General features: G+C 65.7%; 19 protein-coding genes. All 19 read right to left on the bottom strand.

The window, feature by feature from the left end; translation table 11 throughout:
• Positions 1-81: 81 nt before the first annotated feature.
• The 19 genes from fliE to QRN34_RS16715 all read right to left on the bottom strand — a co-directional run bounded on the left by fliE (position 82) and on the right by QRN34_RS16715 (position 18,143).
• Positions 82-411 carry a flagellar hook-basal body complex protein FliE gene (gene fliE, locus QRN34_RS16625; RefSeq protein WP_285406174.1) on the bottom strand — a complete coding sequence of 110 codons (330 nt, stop codon included), beginning with the start codon at positions 409-411 and terminating at the stop codon, positions 82-84.
• Between the two features lie 67 nt (positions 412-478).
• A complete protein-coding gene (locus tag QRN34_RS16630; RefSeq protein ID WP_285406176.1) occupies positions 479-1,903 on the bottom strand; it encodes a sigma-54 dependent transcriptional regulator in 1,425 nt (474 codons plus the stop codon).
• 290 nt (positions 1,904-2,193) lie between these two features.
• The gene (locus QRN34_RS16635; protein ID WP_285406179.1) at positions 2,194-2,769 is read right to left on the bottom strand and encodes a PilZ domain-containing protein; all 576 of its coding nucleotides are present in this window, start codon (positions 2,767-2,769) and stop codon (positions 2,194-2,196) included.
• 27 nt (positions 2,770-2,796) lie between these two features.
• Positions 2,797-3,093, bottom strand: a complete 297-nt coding sequence (locus QRN34_RS16640; protein ID WP_285406181.1) for a flagellar protein FliT — start codon at positions 3,091-3,093, stop codon at positions 2,797-2,799.
• A complete protein-coding gene (gene fliS, locus QRN34_RS16645) occupies positions 3,090-3,506 on the bottom strand; it encodes a flagellar export chaperone FliS (RefSeq protein ID WP_285406182.1) in 417 nt (138 codons plus the stop codon). The genes QRN34_RS16640 and fliS overlap by 4 nt, the downstream gene beginning before the upstream one ends.
• Before the next feature lie 18 nt (positions 3,507-3,524).
• Complete coding sequence (gene fliD, locus QRN34_RS16650) at positions 3,525-4,886, bottom strand: flagellar filament capping protein FliD (protein WP_036137021.1); 1,362 nt, start codon at positions 4,884-4,886, stop codon at positions 3,525-3,527.
• A 136-nt stretch (positions 4,887-5,022) separates the two neighbouring features.
• Entirely contained in the window at positions 5,023-6,477 is a 1,455-nt protein-coding gene (locus QRN34_RS16655) for a flagellin (protein ID WP_285406185.1), read from the bottom strand.
• Positions 6,478-6,787: 310 nt separating this feature from the next.
• The gene (gene flgL, locus QRN34_RS16660) at positions 6,788-7,984 is read right to left on the bottom strand and encodes a flagellar hook-associated protein FlgL (RefSeq protein ID WP_036137027.1); all 1,197 of its coding nucleotides are present in this window, start codon (positions 7,982-7,984) and stop codon (positions 6,788-6,790) included.
• A complete protein-coding gene (flgK, locus tag QRN34_RS16665; protein ID WP_285406189.1) occupies positions 7,984-9,855 on the bottom strand; it encodes a flagellar hook-associated protein FlgK in 1,872 nt (623 codons plus the stop codon). The genes flgL and flgK overlap by 1 nt, the downstream gene beginning before the upstream one ends.
• Before the next feature lie 15 nt (positions 9,856-9,870).
• Positions 9,871-10,878 carry a flagellar assembly peptidoglycan hydrolase FlgJ gene (gene flgJ, locus QRN34_RS16670; protein WP_036137030.1) on the bottom strand — a complete coding sequence of 336 codons (1,008 nt, stop codon included), beginning with the start codon at positions 10,876-10,878 and terminating at the stop codon, positions 9,871-9,873.
• Position 10,879: 1 nt separating this feature from the next.
• The gene (locus tag QRN34_RS16675) at positions 10,880-12,004 is read right to left on the bottom strand and encodes a flagellar basal body P-ring protein FlgI (RefSeq protein ID WP_285406193.1); all 1,125 of its coding nucleotides are present in this window, start codon (positions 12,002-12,004) and stop codon (positions 10,880-10,882) included.
• Positions 12,004-12,684 (bottom strand): flagellar basal body L-ring protein FlgH, encoded by a 681-nt coding sequence (gene flgH / locus QRN34_RS16680; RefSeq protein ID WP_285406196.1) that lies wholly within the window; start codon positions 12,682-12,684, stop codon positions 12,004-12,006. Before flgH ends, QRN34_RS16675 begins: the two co-directional genes overlap by 1 nt.
• Before the next feature lie 8 nt (positions 12,685-12,692).
• On the bottom strand, positions 12,693-13,478 hold the full coding sequence (flgG, locus tag QRN34_RS16685) for a flagellar basal-body rod protein FlgG (RefSeq protein WP_036137032.1): 786 nt from the start codon (positions 13,476-13,478) through the stop codon (positions 12,693-12,695).
• A 62-nt stretch (positions 13,479-13,540) separates the two neighbouring features.
• Positions 13,541-14,281, bottom strand: coding sequence for a flagellar basal-body rod protein FlgF (gene flgF / locus QRN34_RS16690; protein ID WP_036137034.1), 741 nt, complete (start codon positions 14,279-14,281; stop codon positions 13,541-13,543).
• A gap of 15 nt (positions 14,282-14,296) precedes the next feature.
• On the bottom strand, positions 14,297-15,520 hold the full coding sequence (gene flgE / locus QRN34_RS16695) for a flagellar hook protein FlgE (RefSeq protein ID WP_285406199.1): 1,224 nt from the start codon (positions 15,518-15,520) through the stop codon (positions 14,297-14,299).
• Between the two features lie 21 nt (positions 15,521-15,541).
• On the bottom strand, positions 15,542-16,213 hold the full coding sequence (locus tag QRN34_RS16700) for a flagellar hook capping FlgD N-terminal domain-containing protein (protein ID WP_285406201.1): 672 nt from the start codon (positions 16,211-16,213) through the stop codon (positions 15,542-15,544).
• A gap of 12 nt (positions 16,214-16,225) precedes the next feature.
• Positions 16,226-16,639, bottom strand: coding sequence for a flagellar basal body rod protein FlgC (gene flgC / locus QRN34_RS16705; protein WP_285406203.1), 414 nt, complete (start codon positions 16,637-16,639; stop codon positions 16,226-16,228).
• Positions 16,636-17,055: a flagellar basal body rod protein FlgB gene (gene flgB / locus QRN34_RS16710; RefSeq protein ID WP_285406206.1), complete on the bottom strand. Its 420-nt coding sequence runs from the start codon at positions 17,053-17,055 to the stop codon at positions 16,636-16,638. Before flgB ends, flgC begins: the two co-directional genes overlap by 4 nt.
• A 170-nt stretch (positions 17,056-17,225) precedes the next feature.
• On the bottom strand, positions 17,226-18,143 hold the full coding sequence (locus QRN34_RS16715) for a chemotaxis protein (RefSeq protein ID WP_285406208.1): 918 nt from the start codon (positions 18,141-18,143) through the stop codon (positions 17,226-17,228).
• Positions 18,144-18,405: the final 262 nt, after the last annotated feature.

The following is an 18,405-nucleotide window of genomic DNA, read 5'->3' on the forward strand; positions in this document are numbered from 1 at the left end:
ATCCGTGTTGGCTACGCCGTTATCTGCCATGGGGGAACCGGAATCCTGTGAGGTGACGCGTGCCGTGTGTGATCAGGACGATCAGACCGACATGTTCATGATTTCTTTGTACGCATCGACCATCTTGTTGCGCACTTCGGTCATGGCGCGGAACGAGAGATCGGCCTTCTGGCCCTGGATCATCACCTGCGCCAGATCGATACCCGGATCGCCACGTTCGAACGCGGAGGACATCTGCGCCGCCTTGGCCTGCGTCTGCGACACGCCCTCGATAGACTGCTTGAGGACATCGCCGAACGAACCCTTCGCCGCCGGCCCCGTCTCGCCGACGCCGCGGATCGCGGGCATCTCGGTCTGCGCGCTGATGCGGCGCATCTGGAGCAGCAGGCTGTTCACATCGATCGTGGTCATGACGGTTTTCCAACGCGTTATCGGCTTACCGACACCCGATGCACGAGGTGTGCCAAGACGGTGGAACTCAGCCGACCTGCACGGTCTCGGAAAGGCCGTACTTGCGCAGTTTCTCGACCAGGGTGGTGCGCTGGACGCGGAGCAGCTTGGCCGCATGCGCCACGACGCCGTTGGCCGAGTTGAGCGCCTGGCGGATCAGGCCGATCTCGATACCGGCGAGGTGATCCTTGAGGTCGAGGCCACCCTGCGGCAGCACCGCCGGATCCATCTCACCCGCGAAGCCGAAGGCTTCGGCCACCACCTCGGGCTCGGCTTCCATCATGGCGATCAGCGCGGCACCGGACACTTCCTCGATGGGCAGCGCGCCGCGGTATTTCTCCGGCAGGTCGGCGCCGCGCACCTCGCCCTGGGGCATCAGGATGGCCATGCGCTCCACCAGGTTGGACAGCTCGCGGACGTTGCCGGGCCACGGATGGCGGCAGAGTGCCGCCATGGCGCTGGGCGCGAAGCGTACGGAGGTGAGGCCACGCTGCACCAGCCGCTGGTTGAACTCGGTGATGAGGGCCGGCAGGTCTTCCAGGCGCTGGCGCAACGGCGGCATTTCCAGCGGGAACACGCTGAGACGGTAGAACAGGTCTTCACGGAAGCCGCCACGCTCGATCGCGCCTTCGAGGTCCCGATGGGTCGCGGCGATGATGCGCACGTCGCAGCGCTGCGGGCGGTTGCCGCCGACGCGCTCGAACACGCGCTCCTGCAGGACGCGCAGCAGCTTCACCTGCATCGGCAGGCTCATGTCGCCGATCTCGTCGAGGAACAGCGTGCCGCCCTCGGCCATCTCGAAGCGGCCCTTGCGGGTGCTGATCGCGCCGGTGAAGGCGCCCTTCTCGTGGCCGAACAGCTCGCTTTCCAGCAGCTCGGCGGGAATCGCACCGCAGTTGATGGCGACAAACGGCTTGTCGCGGCGCGGCGAGCATTCGTGGATGGTGCGGGCGACCAGTTCCTTGCCGCTACCCGACTCGCCCAGCACCAGCACGCTCGAATCGAACGGCGCCACCTGGCGGATCAGCGCGTTGACGCGCTGCATCGGGCCCGACTGACCGACGAAACGCAGGTTGTTATTTACCGGCTGCATGCGCGCCTGCAGGGTACGCAGGGCTTCGGACAGGCGCTCGTAGCGCAGCGGCAGCTCGATCAGCTCGATATGCTGGGTCTGCGCTTCGTCGCCAGCGATCAGCGCGCTGGCCACCGGGGAATCGGCGGACACCAGCAGCGGCAGGTTGCGGCCGTGACGACCCAGGGCAGCGAGGTAGCCTTCCAGTTGGGCTTCGTCATCCACCGTGCCGACATAGGCGCCGCGCCAGCCGTCGGCGGCATCGGCGGCCTGCATGCGGCTGGCAAGCACCGGACGGTAGCCCAGGAAGGCCAGCGCGGAGGCAGCGGCTTCCGCGCGGGAAGCGTCGGATTCGACGACGAGAAAGTTGGAAGACTTCACCTGGGATACCTCACGTTGCATGTGATCGAAGGCCCCTGACCGGGTTCGCGATGGAATCCCGTCGCCTTCGTTGCAAGGTATCAATCAAGGAGCGTGCCAACGTCGGAATTCCGGCGCTATCGGGCCTCAATCCATGTCCGGAAGCGGCGCCAGACGACGTGAGGAAACCCTTCATGTCGCGTGAGGAGCCCGTGAAGCGACGCACCAACGTCAGCCGTGACAACACGCGTCACGAATGTGACGCAGGACGCCACGCGACGTTCCAACGTCACGTGACGTAAAAGGTCACTTCACTCCCCTGAGCCGTCCTGGGGCCGTGCGTGGGCCCTGGCCTCGGCCACCTGCCGGCGGTGCTGGCGGAAGACCAGGCGCTCGATGCCATCGCGCACGGGCTCGGTGAGGCCGTCGAAGGCGACAAAGCCCTTGCCGTCTGTGGGACCGGCCATCCGCAGGCCGGGCAATTCCAGGGGCAACGCCCGGCAGGCATCGAAGTGGAGCTTGAGCATGACGGGCGTGCCAACCGGCGGCAATCCGTCCCAGGGCAGCGCGGCACCGGCGGCATTCACGCGGACGGGAATGCGCGGTGGAAGCCCGGCCTGCGGCAGCAGAAGGCGGTTGACGATTTCCATGAGGACGTTGAGCTTGGCGTCCAGGCGAGCCACTTCCTGGGTCAGCGGGCTGTCGTCCTCGCCGGTGTCGCTACGCCGGTCCATCAGGGCCGACACCGCCACCAGCACACTGGCATTACGGTCGTTGATCAGGGCCAGTTCGGTGGTGTCCGGCCGTTCGGCGGCCAGGCAGACGGCATGGAAGCGCGAGTCCCAGGCCACCCGGTCGGCAAAAGCCTTCCATGATTCGTCAGTCATCCGACCGCCCGCCATGCCATGAGTAGGTCAGAACGAACTATACGCGGCAACGGCGCGGCGCACGCGGCGCGATTCGTCCCACTGCGCGGCGGTCTCGTCGCGCGCGGCCGCCACTAGGTCCTTGATGAGGCCATCGAGCAACATGATGGATTTCAGCGATTCGAGGGTTTCCGGCGCCGGACGCATGCTGCCCTGCATGAGCACGGGCTCGCGCTGGGCCTCGAGGGCGGTCAGTTCGTCCCAGCGTCCCTCGCTGGCGGCGGCATGCATGGACTCGGTGAGGTCCAGCACACGGGGCAGATCGCACCACGTGGCGTCGGTCATGCGCCGGCCCCGGCCATCTGCCGCGCCTCGACGGGGATGGCGACCCAGCTCGCGCGGATCTGGCCGAGCAACCGGGCAACCTCGTCGAGGGCGTCCGGATCGCTATGCAGATTGGCGTGCAGGAGACGACGGCTCATATAGTCGTAAAGGGCGTCGAGCTGGCCCACCAGCGGCGAGTCGACATCGTGGTTCAGTCCCGACTGCAGGCCGCCGACGATCTCGATCGTTTTCGATATGGCCTCGCCTTTGCCCGCGACGTTGCCTGTGGCCATGCAGGCCTGCGCGAGCCGGATGCGCTCGAGGCCGCCATCCATAAGCAAGGTGATGAGGCCATGTGAATCGGCCTGCTCGAGCCCACCACCGGTGCGGATCTGCTGGTAAGCGCCAGCGCCGCGGGAGTATCCAAGTGCCATGTCGGTTTCCTGTCCTTATCAGGACGATTTGGACAGCGAATCGAACTGCTGCGTCAGAAAGCTGCTGGTGTTGCTGAGCTTGGTCATCATCGCGTCCAGCGCGCCGTACTGCGTGGTCAGCCGAGTCGTGTAGTCGCTGATGGTCCGGTCATAGGCGGTCTGCTGAGCGGTCAGATCCTTGATCTTCTGGTTCAGGTTGGTCGTACGCTGGGTCAGGATGCCGCTGGAGGACGTCCAGCCGGTGATCAGCGCGTCGAGCTTAGGCGCGATGCCGCTGCTGCCGCTGAGCAGTGCCTGGACGCCACCCGGATTGGTCGCCAGGGCGCCGGTCAGCTTGGTGGCGTCGTACTTCAGTGTGCCGTCCACCTGGAACTGGACGCCCAGGTCGCTCAGCGACCGCGGGCTGGCGGTGGCACCGGTGAGCTGTGAGCCGAGAAGCGTGGAGACCTGGTTCTTGATCGAGTTGATCGTAGCGTCGCCGATCAGGGCGCCGACCTGCTGGTTGGTCGCATCGTATTTGGTCAGCGTGCTGTACGTGGACACGAACGAGTTATAGGACGTGACCAGCGACTGCATCGCCGTGCTGACGGCGCTGGTGTCCGTCGCGATCGTGACACTGCTGGTGCCGACCTTGGCCAGCGAAAGCGTGACCCCGTCAATCGCCACGCCCGTGGTATTGGTGGCGCTGCTGGCCGCGGTCCCGTCGATGGTGAACAGGGCATCCTGAGCCTTGATCGTCGGCGTGGACGTGCTGGGGTCGAAATTGAGCTTGGCCAGCCCGCCGTCGCCACCGCTGGACGTGACGGTGAAGGCGTTCGCCGCGCCGGTAGTCAGCGAGGTGAGCACGAGGTGGGCGCCATCGGTGCCGGTGACGATGGAGGCGCTGACGCCAGGGTTGCTCTTGGAGTTGTTGATCGCGTCGCGGACGTCCTGCAGCGTGTTCGCCGGCGCAGTGATATCGACGCTCATGGACTTCGAGCCCACCGCGAGGGTGAGGGTGCCCGTACCCACCGCCGTCTTCGCATCGGTAAAGGCCACCGAGGTGGTCTTCTGCGATGCGGCGAGCTGGGTAACGTTGACGTTATAGACGCTGGGCTTAGCCGAGGCGTCGGCTGTAGCCGTAAGGATGGTGGAGTCGCCGACCGTGGTCTTCTGCGCCTTGAACGCAGTGCCGTCGCTCAGCGCCTTGATGGCGGACTGCAAGCTCGTCAGGGACGAGTTGAAATTGCCGATCGCCGAAATCTGGGTGGTGGTGCTGCTCTGCGCCGCGGCGATCTGTTTGTCTTTGGCCGCGCGCTTGTTGGCAACGAGGTTGTTGACGATCGAGGTGACGTCGATAGAGCTGGAGCCGATCGAGACGCTGGTTGAACCGGTGGCCATGAGACTCTCCGTGAAGACGCCTCACTGCCTGGGCGCCAATTTGCCGACGGCTGGCCCCTTTTTGGAGCCAGCCATGGACAACTAAGCAATTACCCTGCCAACCCCGGGATGACCCGGGGTGGCGGTGTCACCGCTGTTACTGGAGCAGCTTGGTGACGATCTGCTGGCTCTGGTTGGCCTGGGCGAGGACGGAGACACCGGCCTGCTGCAGGATCTGAGCCGAGGACATGTTCGCCGTTTCCTGGGCGAAGTCGGTGTCGGTGATGGCCGACTTCGACGAGCTCAGGTTCTGCGAGATGTTCTGCAGGTTGGAGATGGTCGACTCGAAGCGGTTCTGCACCGCGCCGAGGGTGGAGCGCAGGTCGGAGACCGACTGCAGCGCGGCATCGATGCGGTTGATCGTGTCGTTGGCGCCATCGACCGTCTTCACGCTGGAATCGGCCAGGGTGGAGGTGGTCGAGACGGCGACAGCACCAGCGGTGAAGCCCGAGGCCGCTGCCTTGGTGCCGCCGACGGTGATGGCCGAGGAGGACGCGAACTTCAGCGAGCCATCGGTGGCGACATAGGCATTGATACCTTCGCCGGACTTCGAGTTGATCGCGTCGGCCATGTCCTGCGTGGACTTGAAGGTACCGGTGACACTGAATGCAGCGTTGCTGCCGACCTTCAGGGTCAAGTCGCCCGCAGCCAGCGTGATCGGCGTGGCATCGCCGACGGCGACGTCGGCCGTACCGGCCGTCGAGGTCGTGGTACCGAACAGCGCGGCGGCGCCTGCACCAGCGACGGTCGGCGACGTCGCACCGTTGGCCGTGTTGGTGAAGGTGAACGTACCACCCGTCTGGGTAGCCGACGCGCCGGAACCGTTGGCCGAAAGCTGGGTGTTGATCGCGGTGGCGAGGCCAGCGGCGTTGGTATAGTTCTGGTTCAGCGTGACCGTCTGCCCATTGACCGAGAACGACGACGCGGTGGTCGAGAAGTCGAAGTTGGTCGTGGCCGAGCCAGCGACGGTCGTGCCCTTGGTACCGGCGACGGCGGCCGTGGCGACGAGCGGCGGGGTGGCGGAACCGGCGGCCAGCTGGCCGACCTGGTTGGACTTCATGCCCTGGTTGAGGCTGACGTTGATGACTTCACCGACGTTCGCGCCGACCTGGAAGCTGAGGTTCTGGGCGGAACCGTCCAGGACCTTCATGCCGTTGAAGTTGGTCTGCGTGGCGATACGCGTGACTTCCGAGAGGCGCTGCTGCACTTCGGCGTCGAGCGCGGCGCGATCCGACGAGGAGTTGGACGCGTTGGTGGACTGCACGGCCAGCTCGCGGATGCGCTGCAGGTTGTTCGTGACTTCGTCCAGAGCCGACTCGGTCGTCTGCGACAGCGAGATACCGTCGTTGGCATTCTGCACCGCGCGGTTCAGACCGTTGATCTGAGTGGTCATGCGGGTGGAGATGGCGAGGCCGGCGGCGTCGTCCTTCGCGCTGTTGATCTTGCTACCCGACGAGAGACGCTCGATGGCCGAAGACAGCTTGGTCTGCGTCATGCTCAGGTTACGCTGAGCGTTCATCGACATGATATTGGTGTTGATGGTCAGTGCCATGGGATTGATCCTTTTTAAGCGGAACCGAAATGCCGGAGGTTGTGCGGCGTAGTCCGGCGGGGTTCCGTGAAGGAAGCCTTCCGCCTCAGAGAGGTTTACGGCACGCCGGGAGGAAACTTGAGAGCTTTTTCTAACTGTCAACTACTTTCTTGCTTCGAGGGGCTCGGATGGTGACGCCCAGGCCCCTTCAGTCAATTTATCGGCAGCACCCCGAAAGGGTTTAGGACTGATCGACTGAAACCTTGTAAGTGGCATCGGCAGGCCACCCTGCCTCGACGCATACGCACGGTTTTACGGATGGAGCGATCGACTACTTCAGGTAATTGAACAGCGAGAGGTTCTGCATCTTCACGTAGGACTGCTGGGCGGCATCCAATGCCGTCTGCTGCTGCGTGTACTTACTGGCGGCGCTGGCATAGTCCAGGTCGTTCAGGTCCGAAAGCGTGCTGTCGTAGGACAACTTCACGTCCGAGCCGATGTCCGACTGCTGATCCAGCGTGTTCATGCGTGCGCCGATGCGGGTACGCGTGTTCATGAAATTCGTGGAGGCCTGGTCGAGGTTCTGCAGCTGCCCGTTGACCTGGTTGTTCATCGCCGCGCTGCCGCCTGGCGCTTCGAACGCCTGGATGATGCCCGCGATGGTTGAAAAGACGTCCTGCGAGGAGGACGGCCCTACGCTGAAGGAGTCGCCCGTCGCGGGCGTACCCGTGACATTGAGCTGCGCGCCCTTGAAGTTGATCGTGCCGACATCGCCCGTATACGTGCCCGTGGACAGCGCCGGCCCGGTCGGATTGGTGGCGTCATGCACTTCATACGTGGTGGCCGACGTGAAGTTGACCGAGTACTGGCCGCCATCCCACTGCGTGGCGTCGGTGACCGAGGTGGAGCCGACCACCGCCGTGCCCGTGTTGGCGGCCGCGGCCGAGGTCACGAAGGTGCCGTTACCGCCGCGGATCGCCATGAAGACGTCGTCGCCGCTGTCGCCGGTGGCGACCTGCAGGCCGGCGGCCGCGGCCACCATGCGCTGGGTCTGGTCGCCGCCGTAGCTGACCGACAAGCCGTCGATCGTAAAAGGCTGTGTGGTGGTGCGGCTGCCGGCGAAGACGTATTCGCCCTGCCCGTCCTTGGTATTGCCCAGTGCCACGAGCTGGTTGAGCGTCTGCCGCAGTTCAGTAGCGATCGACTGCCGGGACTGGTCGGTCTGTGTGCCGTTGACGCCCTGCAAGGTGAGGGTGCGCACGCGATCGAGGATGTTGCCGGCGGACGACAGCGCGGTTTCTTCCGTCGACAGTCGCGTCGTGGCCGAGTTGATGTTGCGCGTGTACTGGTCGTTCTGCGCGCTGGCCGCACTGATGTCCACGGAGCGCGCGGCGGCGGCCGGGTTGTCGGCCGGCGACTGGATGGCCTTGCCGTTGCCCAGCGCGAGCTGCGTCTGCGACAGCTGGTACTGCCGGTCCAGCATGCTGTTGACGGACTGCTGGGCACCCCATGACGTCGAAATACGCATCAGTTTCTCACCGCGCTCAGGAGGGACTGGAAAATGGTGTTCGCCGTGGTGATCACCTGGGCGGACGCGGAGTAGGCCTGCTGGAAACGCAGGAGATTGGCGGCTTCCTCGTCCATGTTGACGCCGGACAGGCTCTGTTGCGACGCCGTGGCCTGGTCGAGGATGCTCTGCTGCGCGGACAGCGCCGTGTTGGCCTGCGAACCGGCCGTACCCACCTGCGCGATCAACTGGCTATACGACTTGCCCACCGTGGTCACGCCGTTGTCGAGGATGCCCTTGTTGGCGACGTTCGCCAACGCCAGCGCGTTGCCGTTGTCGCCGCTGGCCGTGCCGGCGGGCTTCACGGTAAACGTATCGTTAGCGGCCGGCACGCCGGAAAGCTTTAGCGTCCAGCCATTGCCGGTGATGGTGTCACCGGAGGCGTAGGTCTGCGCGGCGCCGCCGTTGACGGTATAGGTGGTGGGCGACGTGAACACGATGCTGGCCGGCGTGTTGAACGCCGGATTGGCGACATCGGTAACGGTGAGGTTGCCCAGCGTCGCCTTGCCCGTGTTGGACGCGCCCTTGAGGGCGGCGAGCGGGCCGGAGGCGGCGATCTTGCTGGTATCGCTGATCGCCACGCTCATGGACGACGCGGCATTGCGGGTCGGCTGGATCTGGAAGGAATCGCCGGCCACCGCGCCCGCGCCGACCACCATCGACAGGCCACCGATCTTGAACGGATCGGTGGCCGATCCTGTGCCGGTCATCGGCACCGTGGCACCGGCCGTCGTCGATGCCGTCCACTGGGCGCCATCGAAGCGCAGCACGTAGTCGGAGGCATCGAGTTTGGACGGATCGGCGACGGTAGCGGTGATCGAACCGGTGCCCTTGTTCGCCGTGCTGTTGTAGACAGCCGGATTGGCGATCGTGAAGAAGTTGCCGCCGGCTGCGCCGTTGAGGTCGATGCCTTGCGCGTGCTGCTGGTTGAAGGCGGCGGTCATGGCGATGGCGGAGCGACCGAGCTGGTTGCGCGCCGGGTCGAGAACATTGGTGCGGAAGTCGAACGTGGCACCCAGGGAGCCCGAGCCGAGCTGGCTGCTGATCACCGCGCCGCCGGGGCCGGTCACTTCCAGCCGGGAAGAATCGTAGACGTTGGCCGCCGTGGACAGCTGGGCGGAATCGGTGCCGTTGACCAGCGACAGCCCGTTACCCACCGTTACGGTGACCATGTGGTTGTCGTTTTGGGTGACGCTGACGCCGACCAGCTGCGACAGCTGGGAAACCGCCTGGTCACGCGCGTCGAGCAGGTCGTTCGGCACCGCGCCGCCCGCATAGCCCTGCTGGATCTGCCCGTTGAGGCCGGCGATGCTCTTGGTCAGCGCGTTGATCGAATCCACCGCATTGCTTATCTGCGTGTTGCTTTGCTGATCGAGCTGCTGGAACTGCGAGGACAGCGAACGGAAGGTCGACACCAGCGTGCTGGCCTTGCCCAGCAGCGCCTGCCGGCTGGCGGTATCCACCGGCGCGTTGGCGACGTCACTGACCGCGCCGAAGAAGCCGTCCAGCGCCGTCTGCAGGTTGGCCGAGCCGCTGACCACGTTATTGACCGACGCCGTGAGCGTGGCGTACTGCGACGCGCGCGACTGGCCCGAGTTGGCCGACCACATGGACTGGGTGAGGAACTGGCTATAGGCGCGCTGCACGCTGACCGCATCGGCGCCCTGGCCGACGTAGAAGCCGCCGTTGTATTCCGGCGTGCGCGCATTGAACGACGTCGTCTGCCGCGTGTACCCCGCGGTGTTGACGTTGCTGATGTTGTGTCCGACGGTGGAAAGGCCCACTTGCGAGGCAAGCAGTCCTGAAACACCTGTGGAAAGCAGATCGGCCATCGTTGCGTTCCTTCCTTACAGTTCGGCGGCGATATGTTCGAGGGCGGCCAGTGCCTGCTTCATCACCGGCCCGTTGGCGATGGCGGCAAGCTTCTGGGCGTAGCTGGGATCGGTGGCGTAACCGCCGTCGACCAGCGCCTTGGCGAACCCTTTGACGTCGTCACCCCGGCCCACCGCGTCCGCATAGCGTGGGCTGTTCGCGACCATATCGGCGTAGTCCTTGAACGAATCCGACGGTGAGTCATAGGCGCGGAAGCTGTCCTTCTTGCGCACGGCCACACCGTTTTCGTATTCGAGGGTGGGCACGTTGACGCGCTTGCCGTCCCAGCTGCTGCCGGCCTTGATACCGAACATGTTGAAGCTGGTGGTGCTGCCCTGCGCGGGCATGTGCTTGCCCCAGCCGGTTTCCAGCGCCGCCTGGGCCAGCAGCGCGCGTACCGACACCCCGAGCTTCTTCGCCGCCTCGATGGCATGCGGCGCCAGCTTCTGCACGAATTCCTCCGGCGAGCCGATGGTCAGCTTGCCGACCGCGCTGGCCACGGCGCTGGCGCCGTCACCCACCGCCTTGCCGGCGCTGCCCAGGATGCGCTCCAGGGAGTTCATCAACCCGCTGTCCTGATCGGACTTGGACGACACGGCGTCAGCCGTGCTGGCCACGCCCGTGACACCCGCGAAAAGCGTGTTGTCGCTGGAGCCGCCCTGGGCCGACTGCGCGCCGCCGAGCTGACGGATCAGCATGTCGGCGATGCCGATGCCCTTGCCCTGGGACAGGGTGACCGACAGCTGCTTGTCGAACATGTCGCGGTAGGCGCTGCCCGCCTGCGAGCCCATGATGTCGTCGCCCATCGCCGAACTGGCGTCGCGCATGGACTTCAGCATCATCTGGGTGAAGATCGATTCGAACTGCTTGGCGACGACCGGCAACGCCGACGCCTGGTCCTTCTGCGCGGCCGAACGCAGGCCCGCGAACCCGGACATATCCGTGTAGGTGCCAAGCTTCAGGTTGTCGGCCGCGTTTACCATGTCAGATCACCACCAATTCAGCGTGCAGGGCGCCGGATTCTTTCAGCGCCTGCAGGATGGAAATGAGGTCGCTCGGCGATGCGCCGACCTGGTTGACGGCCCGCACGATGGCGTCGAGGCTGGTGCCCGGACCGAACTTGAACATGTGCCCGCCGTCTTCGCTGACGGCCACCTGGCTGCTCGGCACCACGGCCGTCTGGCCGCGGCTGAACGCGCCCGGCTGACTGACCTGCGGCTGCTCGCTGATGGTCACCTGGATGGAGCCATGGGCCACGGCTGCGGCGCCCACCTTCACGTCGGAACCGATCACCACCGTACCGGTGCGCGAGTTGATGATGATCCGCGCCGGCGCGTCGCCCGGGGTCACTTCCAGGGACTGGATGGTGGACAACCAGGCCACGCGCTGCGAGGGATCGATCGGCGCGCGCACGGCGACGGAGCCGGAATCCATGGCGTTGGCCGTGCCGGCGCCGAAGTTCTGGTTGACCGCCTGGGCGATGCGCGCCGCGGTGGTGAAGTCGGCCGTGTTGAGGTTGAGCATGAGGTCGCCGCCCTTGTCGAACGACGAGGCCACGCTGCGCTCGATGCTGGCGCCGCCCGGGATGCGACCGCTGGAGGAAATGTTGACCTGGACGCTGGAGCCGCTCTTGCCCTGGGCGCTGACACCACCAACGATGACACTGCCCTGCGCGATGGCATAGACCTGGCCGTCGGCGCCCTTGAGCGGCGACATCAGCAGCTGGCCGCCACGGATGCTCTTGGCGTTGGCGATGGAGGCCACGGTAACGTCGATGCGCTGGCCCGGCTTGGCGAACGGCGGCAGGTCGGCCGTGATGGTGACCGCCGCGGCGTTCTTCAGCTGCGGACGCACGTTGGCTGGCACGTTGACGCCGAACTGCTGCAGCATGTTTTCCAGGCTTTGCGTGGTAAAGGGCGCCTGGCTGGTCTGGTCGCCGCTGCCGTCCAGGCCCACCACCAGGCCGTAGCCGATCAGCTGGTTGCTGCGCACGCCGCCGACCTGCACCAGGTCGCGGATGCGATCGGCGTGGGCGGGCAGCACGGCGCCCAGCGCGAGCACGATGGCAGCGCTGCGTACGAGGGTGAGGAAGCGCGGCAGGGCCTTCATCAGAACGGCATCCACTTGGAATCGAAGAACCGCGACAGCCAGCCGCGCGTGTTCGAGTCGGCCAGCGTGCCCTTGCCCACGTATTCGATGCGGGCGTCGGCCACGCGACTGGAAGCGACGATGTTGTCGTTGCCGATGTCCTGCGGACGCACGATGCCGGAGATGCGCACCAGTTCCTCGCCCTGGTTGATCGTCAGCCATTTCTCACCGCGCACCACCAGCGCGCCGTTGGACAGGCGCTGCGCCACGGTGACCGTGATCTCGCCGGTGAGCTGGTTGCTCTGCTCGCTGGAGCCGTCGCCGGTGAAGGCGTTGTTGCTGGCCAGCGAACTGTCGGCCGTGTTGCCACCGATGCGCAGGCCCTGGCCCAGCAGGGTGGGCGAGGTGATGGTGTTGCCGTTCTTCTTGCTGGTGTTGGTCTTGGCCTTCTTGCTGGCCTGGGTGGATTCCACCAGCGTGATGGTCAGGATGTCGCCGATGCGATGCGCACGCGGGTCGGCGAACAGTTCCATCGACTGCTGGTCGGCATAGATCGAGCCCGTGGCGCGCGGCTGCGCGGTCGGGTCTTCCGGCAGCGTGGCGGCGTACATCGGCCGCGGCGTGGGCGGCACGATGGCGCAGCCACCCAGGAGGGCCAGCGGCAGCGCGGCGGAGAAAACACGGGCGAAGGTGCGATTCATGACGTGTCTCAGGTCTTGTTCGTGATGGTCTGGAGCATCTGATCGGATGCGGTGATCGCCTTCGAATTCATCTCGTAGGCGCGCTGTGTCTCGATCATGTTCACCATCTCCTCGACGACGTTGACGTTCGAGGTTTCGAGACTGTTCTGGTTGAGCGTGCCCAGCCCATTGAGGCCGGCGGTGCCGGTCTGCGGCGCACCGCTGGACGCGGTTTCCACGTAGAGGTTGTCGCCCTTGGGCTGGAGGCCGGCGGGGTTGACGAAGTCGGCCAGCTGGATCGTGCCGATGTTCTGCGCGGCGGCGGAGCCCTGCACGGTGACGCTCACGGTGCCGTCGGTGCCGATGGTCACGGTGGAGGCGTTGGCCGGAATGGTGATGGACGGCTCCAGCGGGTAACCGTCGTTGGTGACCATCTGGCCGTCCTGGTCGCGCTTGAGCGAGCCATCACGGGTGTAGCCGACCGTGCCGTCGGGCAAGGTCACCTGGAGGAAGCCGCGGCCGTCGATGCGCACGTCCAGCGGGTTGTCGGTCTGCTGCACGCCGCCCTGCTCGAACATCTTCTGGGTGCCCACCACGCGCACACCAGTGCCGATCATGAAGCCCGTGGGCGACTGCGTCTGCTCGGTGGTCTGGGCGCCGGCCTGTCCACGGTTCTGGTAGGACAGGTCTTCGAACTCGGCGCGGGCGCGCTTGAAGCCCGTGGTGTTGGTGTTGGCCAGGTTGTTGGAGACGACGTCCATCTTCGTCTGCTGAGCGTCGAGGCCGGTCTTGGCGATCCAGAGGGACGTGAACATCGTTGACTCCTGCGCGTTGGCGCTCTACATACCGGCGACGGTTTTGCGTCGCCTGGTGGGGGTTAACCCACCTGTAGCAATTTCGATGCCGACTGGGCGTTTTCGTCCGCCGTCTTGATCGATCGGACCTGCATTTCGAATTCGCGGGACAGGGAAATCATCTTCACCAGCACGTCGGAGGGGTTGACGTTGCTGGATTCCAGGGTGCCGTTGACCACCTTGACGTTGGCGTCGGCCGGCGCCTGGGAGCCGTCTTTCATGTGCATCAGGCCGTCGCTGGCATAGGTCAGCTGGTCGTTGCCCGGGTTGACCAGCTTGATCCGGTCCGTGGTGGCCACCGTGGCCGGGCTTTCACCCAGCGGCACGACGGAAATCGTGCCATCCGAGCCGATCTTCACGCTGGTGGACTGCGGGATGGTGATCGGGCCGCCGCCGCCGAGGACGGCATTGCCGCGCATGTCCGTCAACAATCCGTCGGCGTCCACGCGGAGGTTGCCCGCCCGCGTGTAGCCTTCGGTGCCGTCCGGGGTCTGCACGGCGATCCAGCCATCGCCCTGCACCGAGATGTCGAGGTCGTTGCCGGTGTGCATCTGCTGGCCGGCCGTGGTGTCCCAGCCCGTGCCCTGGGCGACGCCGTTGATCCGCGTCTGCAGGCCGTCGCCCTTCACGGGCATGCTCTGGAACGCCGACAGCTCGGCCTTGAAGCCGGCCGTGTTGGCATTGGCCAGGTTGTGCGCCACTTCGGCCTGGGCCCGCATGATCTGCGAGGCCCCGGTCATGGCGACATAGACGGAACGATCCATGGCTTAGGCCCCCGCTTAGTTGCGGATGTTGATGATGGTCTGGGTCAACGTGTTGTCGGTCGAGATGACCTGGGCGTTGGCCTGGTAGTTGCGCTGCGCCTTGATCATGTTGACCAGCTGGGCGGTGAGGTCGGCCGTGTTGGATGCCTCGAGCGAGCCGGCCTGCACCGAGCCCACGTCACCGGAACCCGCTACGCCGCGGATCGGCTGGCCGGAATCGACCGAGGCCACCCAGTTGGTGTCGTTCTGCTGGCGCAGGCCCTGGTTGTTGGCGAACGTGGCGATGGCCAGCTGGCCCATCGGCGTGGATACGCCGTTGGTGTAGACCGCCGAGACCGTACCGTCCTTGGAGACGTCGATCTTGGAGAACTTGCCGGCGGCGAAGCCGTCATTCGTGATCGCCGAGGTGGAATACGAACTGCCGAACTGGGTGACCTTGGTCATGTCGACCGACAGGTTGATCGGCGCCGCGCCGGCGTTGGGCGAGGCCGCACCGAAGTTCAGCTTGCCGTTGGCCGGGGTGGTCAGCGAACCGCCCGAGCTGAAGGTCAGCGGCTGCGCTGTACCGACCTGGGCGCCGTCCAGGGTCATGTAGGCGTTCCACGAGTTGGGCGTGGCCGCATCCTTGACGTAATAGACGTTGGTGGTGTGCGTCGCGCCCAGCGAGTCGTACGACTGGAAGGTCGACACGTAGTTGTAGCTCTGGTCGTTCGTGGGATCGAAGGCAGCGGTCTTGACCGTGTCCGACGAGGACAGGTTGGCGGTCAGGCCCACGGTGCCGGATGCCTTGGCCGCGCTGGTACCCGTGGTGATCTTCAGGTCCTTCAGGGCACTGATGTCGAAGCCACCGGTGGCGGTGGGCGGGTAGACCTGCAGGTTCTGACCGGTGGCGTTGACGATGTTGCCGTTGTCGTCCGGATGGAAGTTGCCCGCGCGCGAGTACGAGTAGCCGGAGGCGTCGCGCAGCGTGAAGAAGCCCGCGCCGCTCAGGGCGAAATCGTACGAGTTGCCGGTCTGGGTGACGTTGCCGTCGCCGAACTGCTGGGCGATGTTGGTCAGGCGCACGCCGCTGCCGGCGGCGGTGGCGGAGAGGTTTTCACCGGCCACCGAGTAGACCTGCGAGAACTCGGCGCGCGAGCCCTTGTAGCCGACGGTGTTGACGTTGGCGATGTTGTTGGCCGTGACTTCCAGGTCGGAAGACGCCGCGTTGATGCCGCTGAGGGCGATATCGAAAGGCATGGTGGGTATTCCTTGCTGGAGTTACAGGATTTGTGCGATCTGGCTGAGCAGGGCACCGCCGTAGCCGGCCACCTGCACGTAAGTACCGTCGGTGCCCGAAGCGCCGACGCCTTCCACCTTTCCGCGAACGAAGGTATTGATCGCGGTGCCGCCGGAAGTGGCGGACATCTGGTACACGCCGTCGGCCAGCTGCGTGCCGTCGTCGGATTTGCCGTCCCAGGCGAAGGTCTGCAGGCCGGCATCCGGCTGCCCCATCGGGATGTTGCGCACCACGTTGCCGGAGGCGTCCTTGATCTGGACGTTCACGTAGGTGCCGGAGCTGCCCACGTTGACCGCGCCGCTCATGGCGCTTCCCTCGAGCTTGGCCGCCGTGGAGGGCACCAGCGCATCCTTGCCGACCAGCGACGCCGCACGGACGAACTGGTCGCCGGTGAGGTTGGTGGACAGCGAATCGAACGAGCCCTGCAACTGCTGCGTGGCCGCCACCTGCGAGAACTGCGCCATCTGCGCGACCATCTGCGTGGAGTCCATCGGCTTGGTCGGGTCCTGGTTGGTCATCTGGGTGACCATCAGCTTCAGGAAGTCGGACTGGTTGAGGGTCTGCTCCTTCAACTGGCTGGACGAGGACGCGGCGGAGGTGGACGCGGTCGTGGACGACGACGTGGAGGCGGTACCGGTAACGGAATCGACCATGGGAAGGGGGCCTTATTTGCCGAGGTCCAGCGTCTTCTGCATGAGCTGCTTGGCGCTGTTCATGACTTCGACGTTGTTCTGGTAGGAGCGCGACGCGGAGATCATGTTGACCAGCTCGTCGACCGGGTTGACGTTGCTTGAATAGACATAGCCATTGGTATCCGCGAGCGGATTGGCCGGCTCGTAGCGCGACTGCACGGGGGCCTGGCTTTCGGTGACGCCGAGCGTGCGCACACCGCCGTTTTCCGTCTGCCCGTCCACCTGCTGCTGCACAGCGGCAAACGTGGGCTGCTTCGCGCGGTACGCGGTGGCCTCGCTGCCCGACAGGCTGTCGGCGTTGGCCATGTTGCTGGCGGTGGTATTGAGCCGGGCGGACTGGGCGGCCATGCCCGAACCGGCCACATCGAAGATCTTCAGCAGGCTCATGAGGCGGTCCCGGTGATGGCGAGGCGCATGGTGTGGATCTGCGCGTTGATGAAGCTGAGCGACGCCTGGTAATGGATGGCGTTGGCGGCGAACTGCGCCTGCTCGACCTGGGTGTCGACGGTGTTGCCGTCCATGGACGGCTGCGTCTCGGCGCGATAGGCCATCTTGTTGGCTTCGCCCAGCGCCACGGCCGGGTTGCCGCCGATGTGGCCGGACTCGGTCGCCGTCATCGGCAGCGTGGTGCCGTCGGTGGCACCCGTGGCGGCGCTCATGGCCTTCTTGAAGTCGAGGTCGCGAGCGAGGAAGCCCGGCGTATCGGCGTTGGCGAGGTTGGAGGAAATGACCTCGGCACGGCGCTGCCACAGGCCAAGGGCCTGGGCGTGTACGCCGAACAGCTTGTCGGATGAATCGATCATGGGCTTTCCCCTCGGTGATCCTGGCCCGAGGGGTTGAGCAAGACGCGTGCCACGCGGCAGGCTTCACGAAAAACGGCGCCGTAGCGCCGTTTTCGGGGTGGTACAGGGAAGCGACCCTAGGCTGCGTCGGAATTCCGACGCGGCGCGATGGCCTCCGTGTCAGGTCAACGTCAGGCCGGGAGCAGTTCCAGCACGGCCGTGGCCAGCACGTCCGGCTGGAACTTGGCGATGAAGCGGTCGGCACCCACGCGCTCGACCATCGCCTCGTTGAATACGCCGCTGAGCGAGCTGTGCAGCAGGACCTTGTAATGGCGCAGGCCCGGCTCCTCGCGGATGGCGCGGGTGAGCGCGTAACCGTCCATGAGCGGCATCTCGATGTCCGACACGACCAGCGCGACACGATCGGCCGCCGGGCCGGCCGCCAGCTCGCGCAGTTTCTCCAGGCCTTCCTTGCCGTCCTTCGCCACCACGCATTCCAGGTCCATCTTGCGGAACAGGTCGACGATCTGGGTGCGGGCGACCAGGGAATCGTCCACCACCAGCACGCGGCGGCTGCCGACCTGCTGTACGTGGGCGGCCTGCTGGACGCGTTCCGAGAGCTCCACGGCGCGAGGGTCCACGCTGGCCAGCACTTGCTCCACATCGACCACGGCAAGCAGGTCGCCGTCGAGGCGGGTCACCGCGTTCACCCGCGCCCCATAGCCCAGGGCCGGCGGCGGCGCGGCCATGTTCGAGCCGTCGATATGAACGATGCGATCCACGTCGGAGACGAGGAAGCCCTGCACGGAACGGTTGAACTCCGTGACGATCAGGTGCGCGCTGGCGACGTCGGCCAGCGGCGGGTAGCCCATGGCCGCGGCCAGGTCGACCACCGGAATGGTCTGGCCGCGGTAGTCGAAGCTGCCCGAGACCAGCTCGTGCATGCTGGGCATGCGCTCCAGCCGCGGGCGGCGCAGTACCTCGCGCACCTTGAACACGTTGATGCCGAACGCCTGGCGGTCGCCCAGGCGGAACAGCAGCATGGCCACGCGGTTGTGTCCGGCCAGGCGGGTAAAGGTTTCGACGGTGTCGAGCAGCGGGCGGGCCATGTCGTGCCTGGGCTTGCGAAAGGGGGTGTCGCGGAGCGTATCGGCGGCGGGGCGGTTTGCTTGAGCCTGTGTGGGCGGGGGGGGGCTTGGAGCGAGAGCCTTGGCGTCTTGGAGCAAGAGCCGGCGGGTGCCACCCTCGGGGCCACGCCTGCGGCGACCCGCGAAGGAAGGGCCGCTCCGCGGCCGGTTGTTGATTGCCCTACGGGCCCGGGTCGGGCTTCGAACGGGGGTTTCCGATTCGCCCTCCGTGGCTCAGCGGAAA

It is taken from the genome of Luteibacter sp. ME-Dv--P-043b (assembly GCF_030209605.1).
Taxonomy (GTDB): Bacteria; Pseudomonadota; Gammaproteobacteria; order Xanthomonadales; family Rhodanobacteraceae; genus Luteibacter.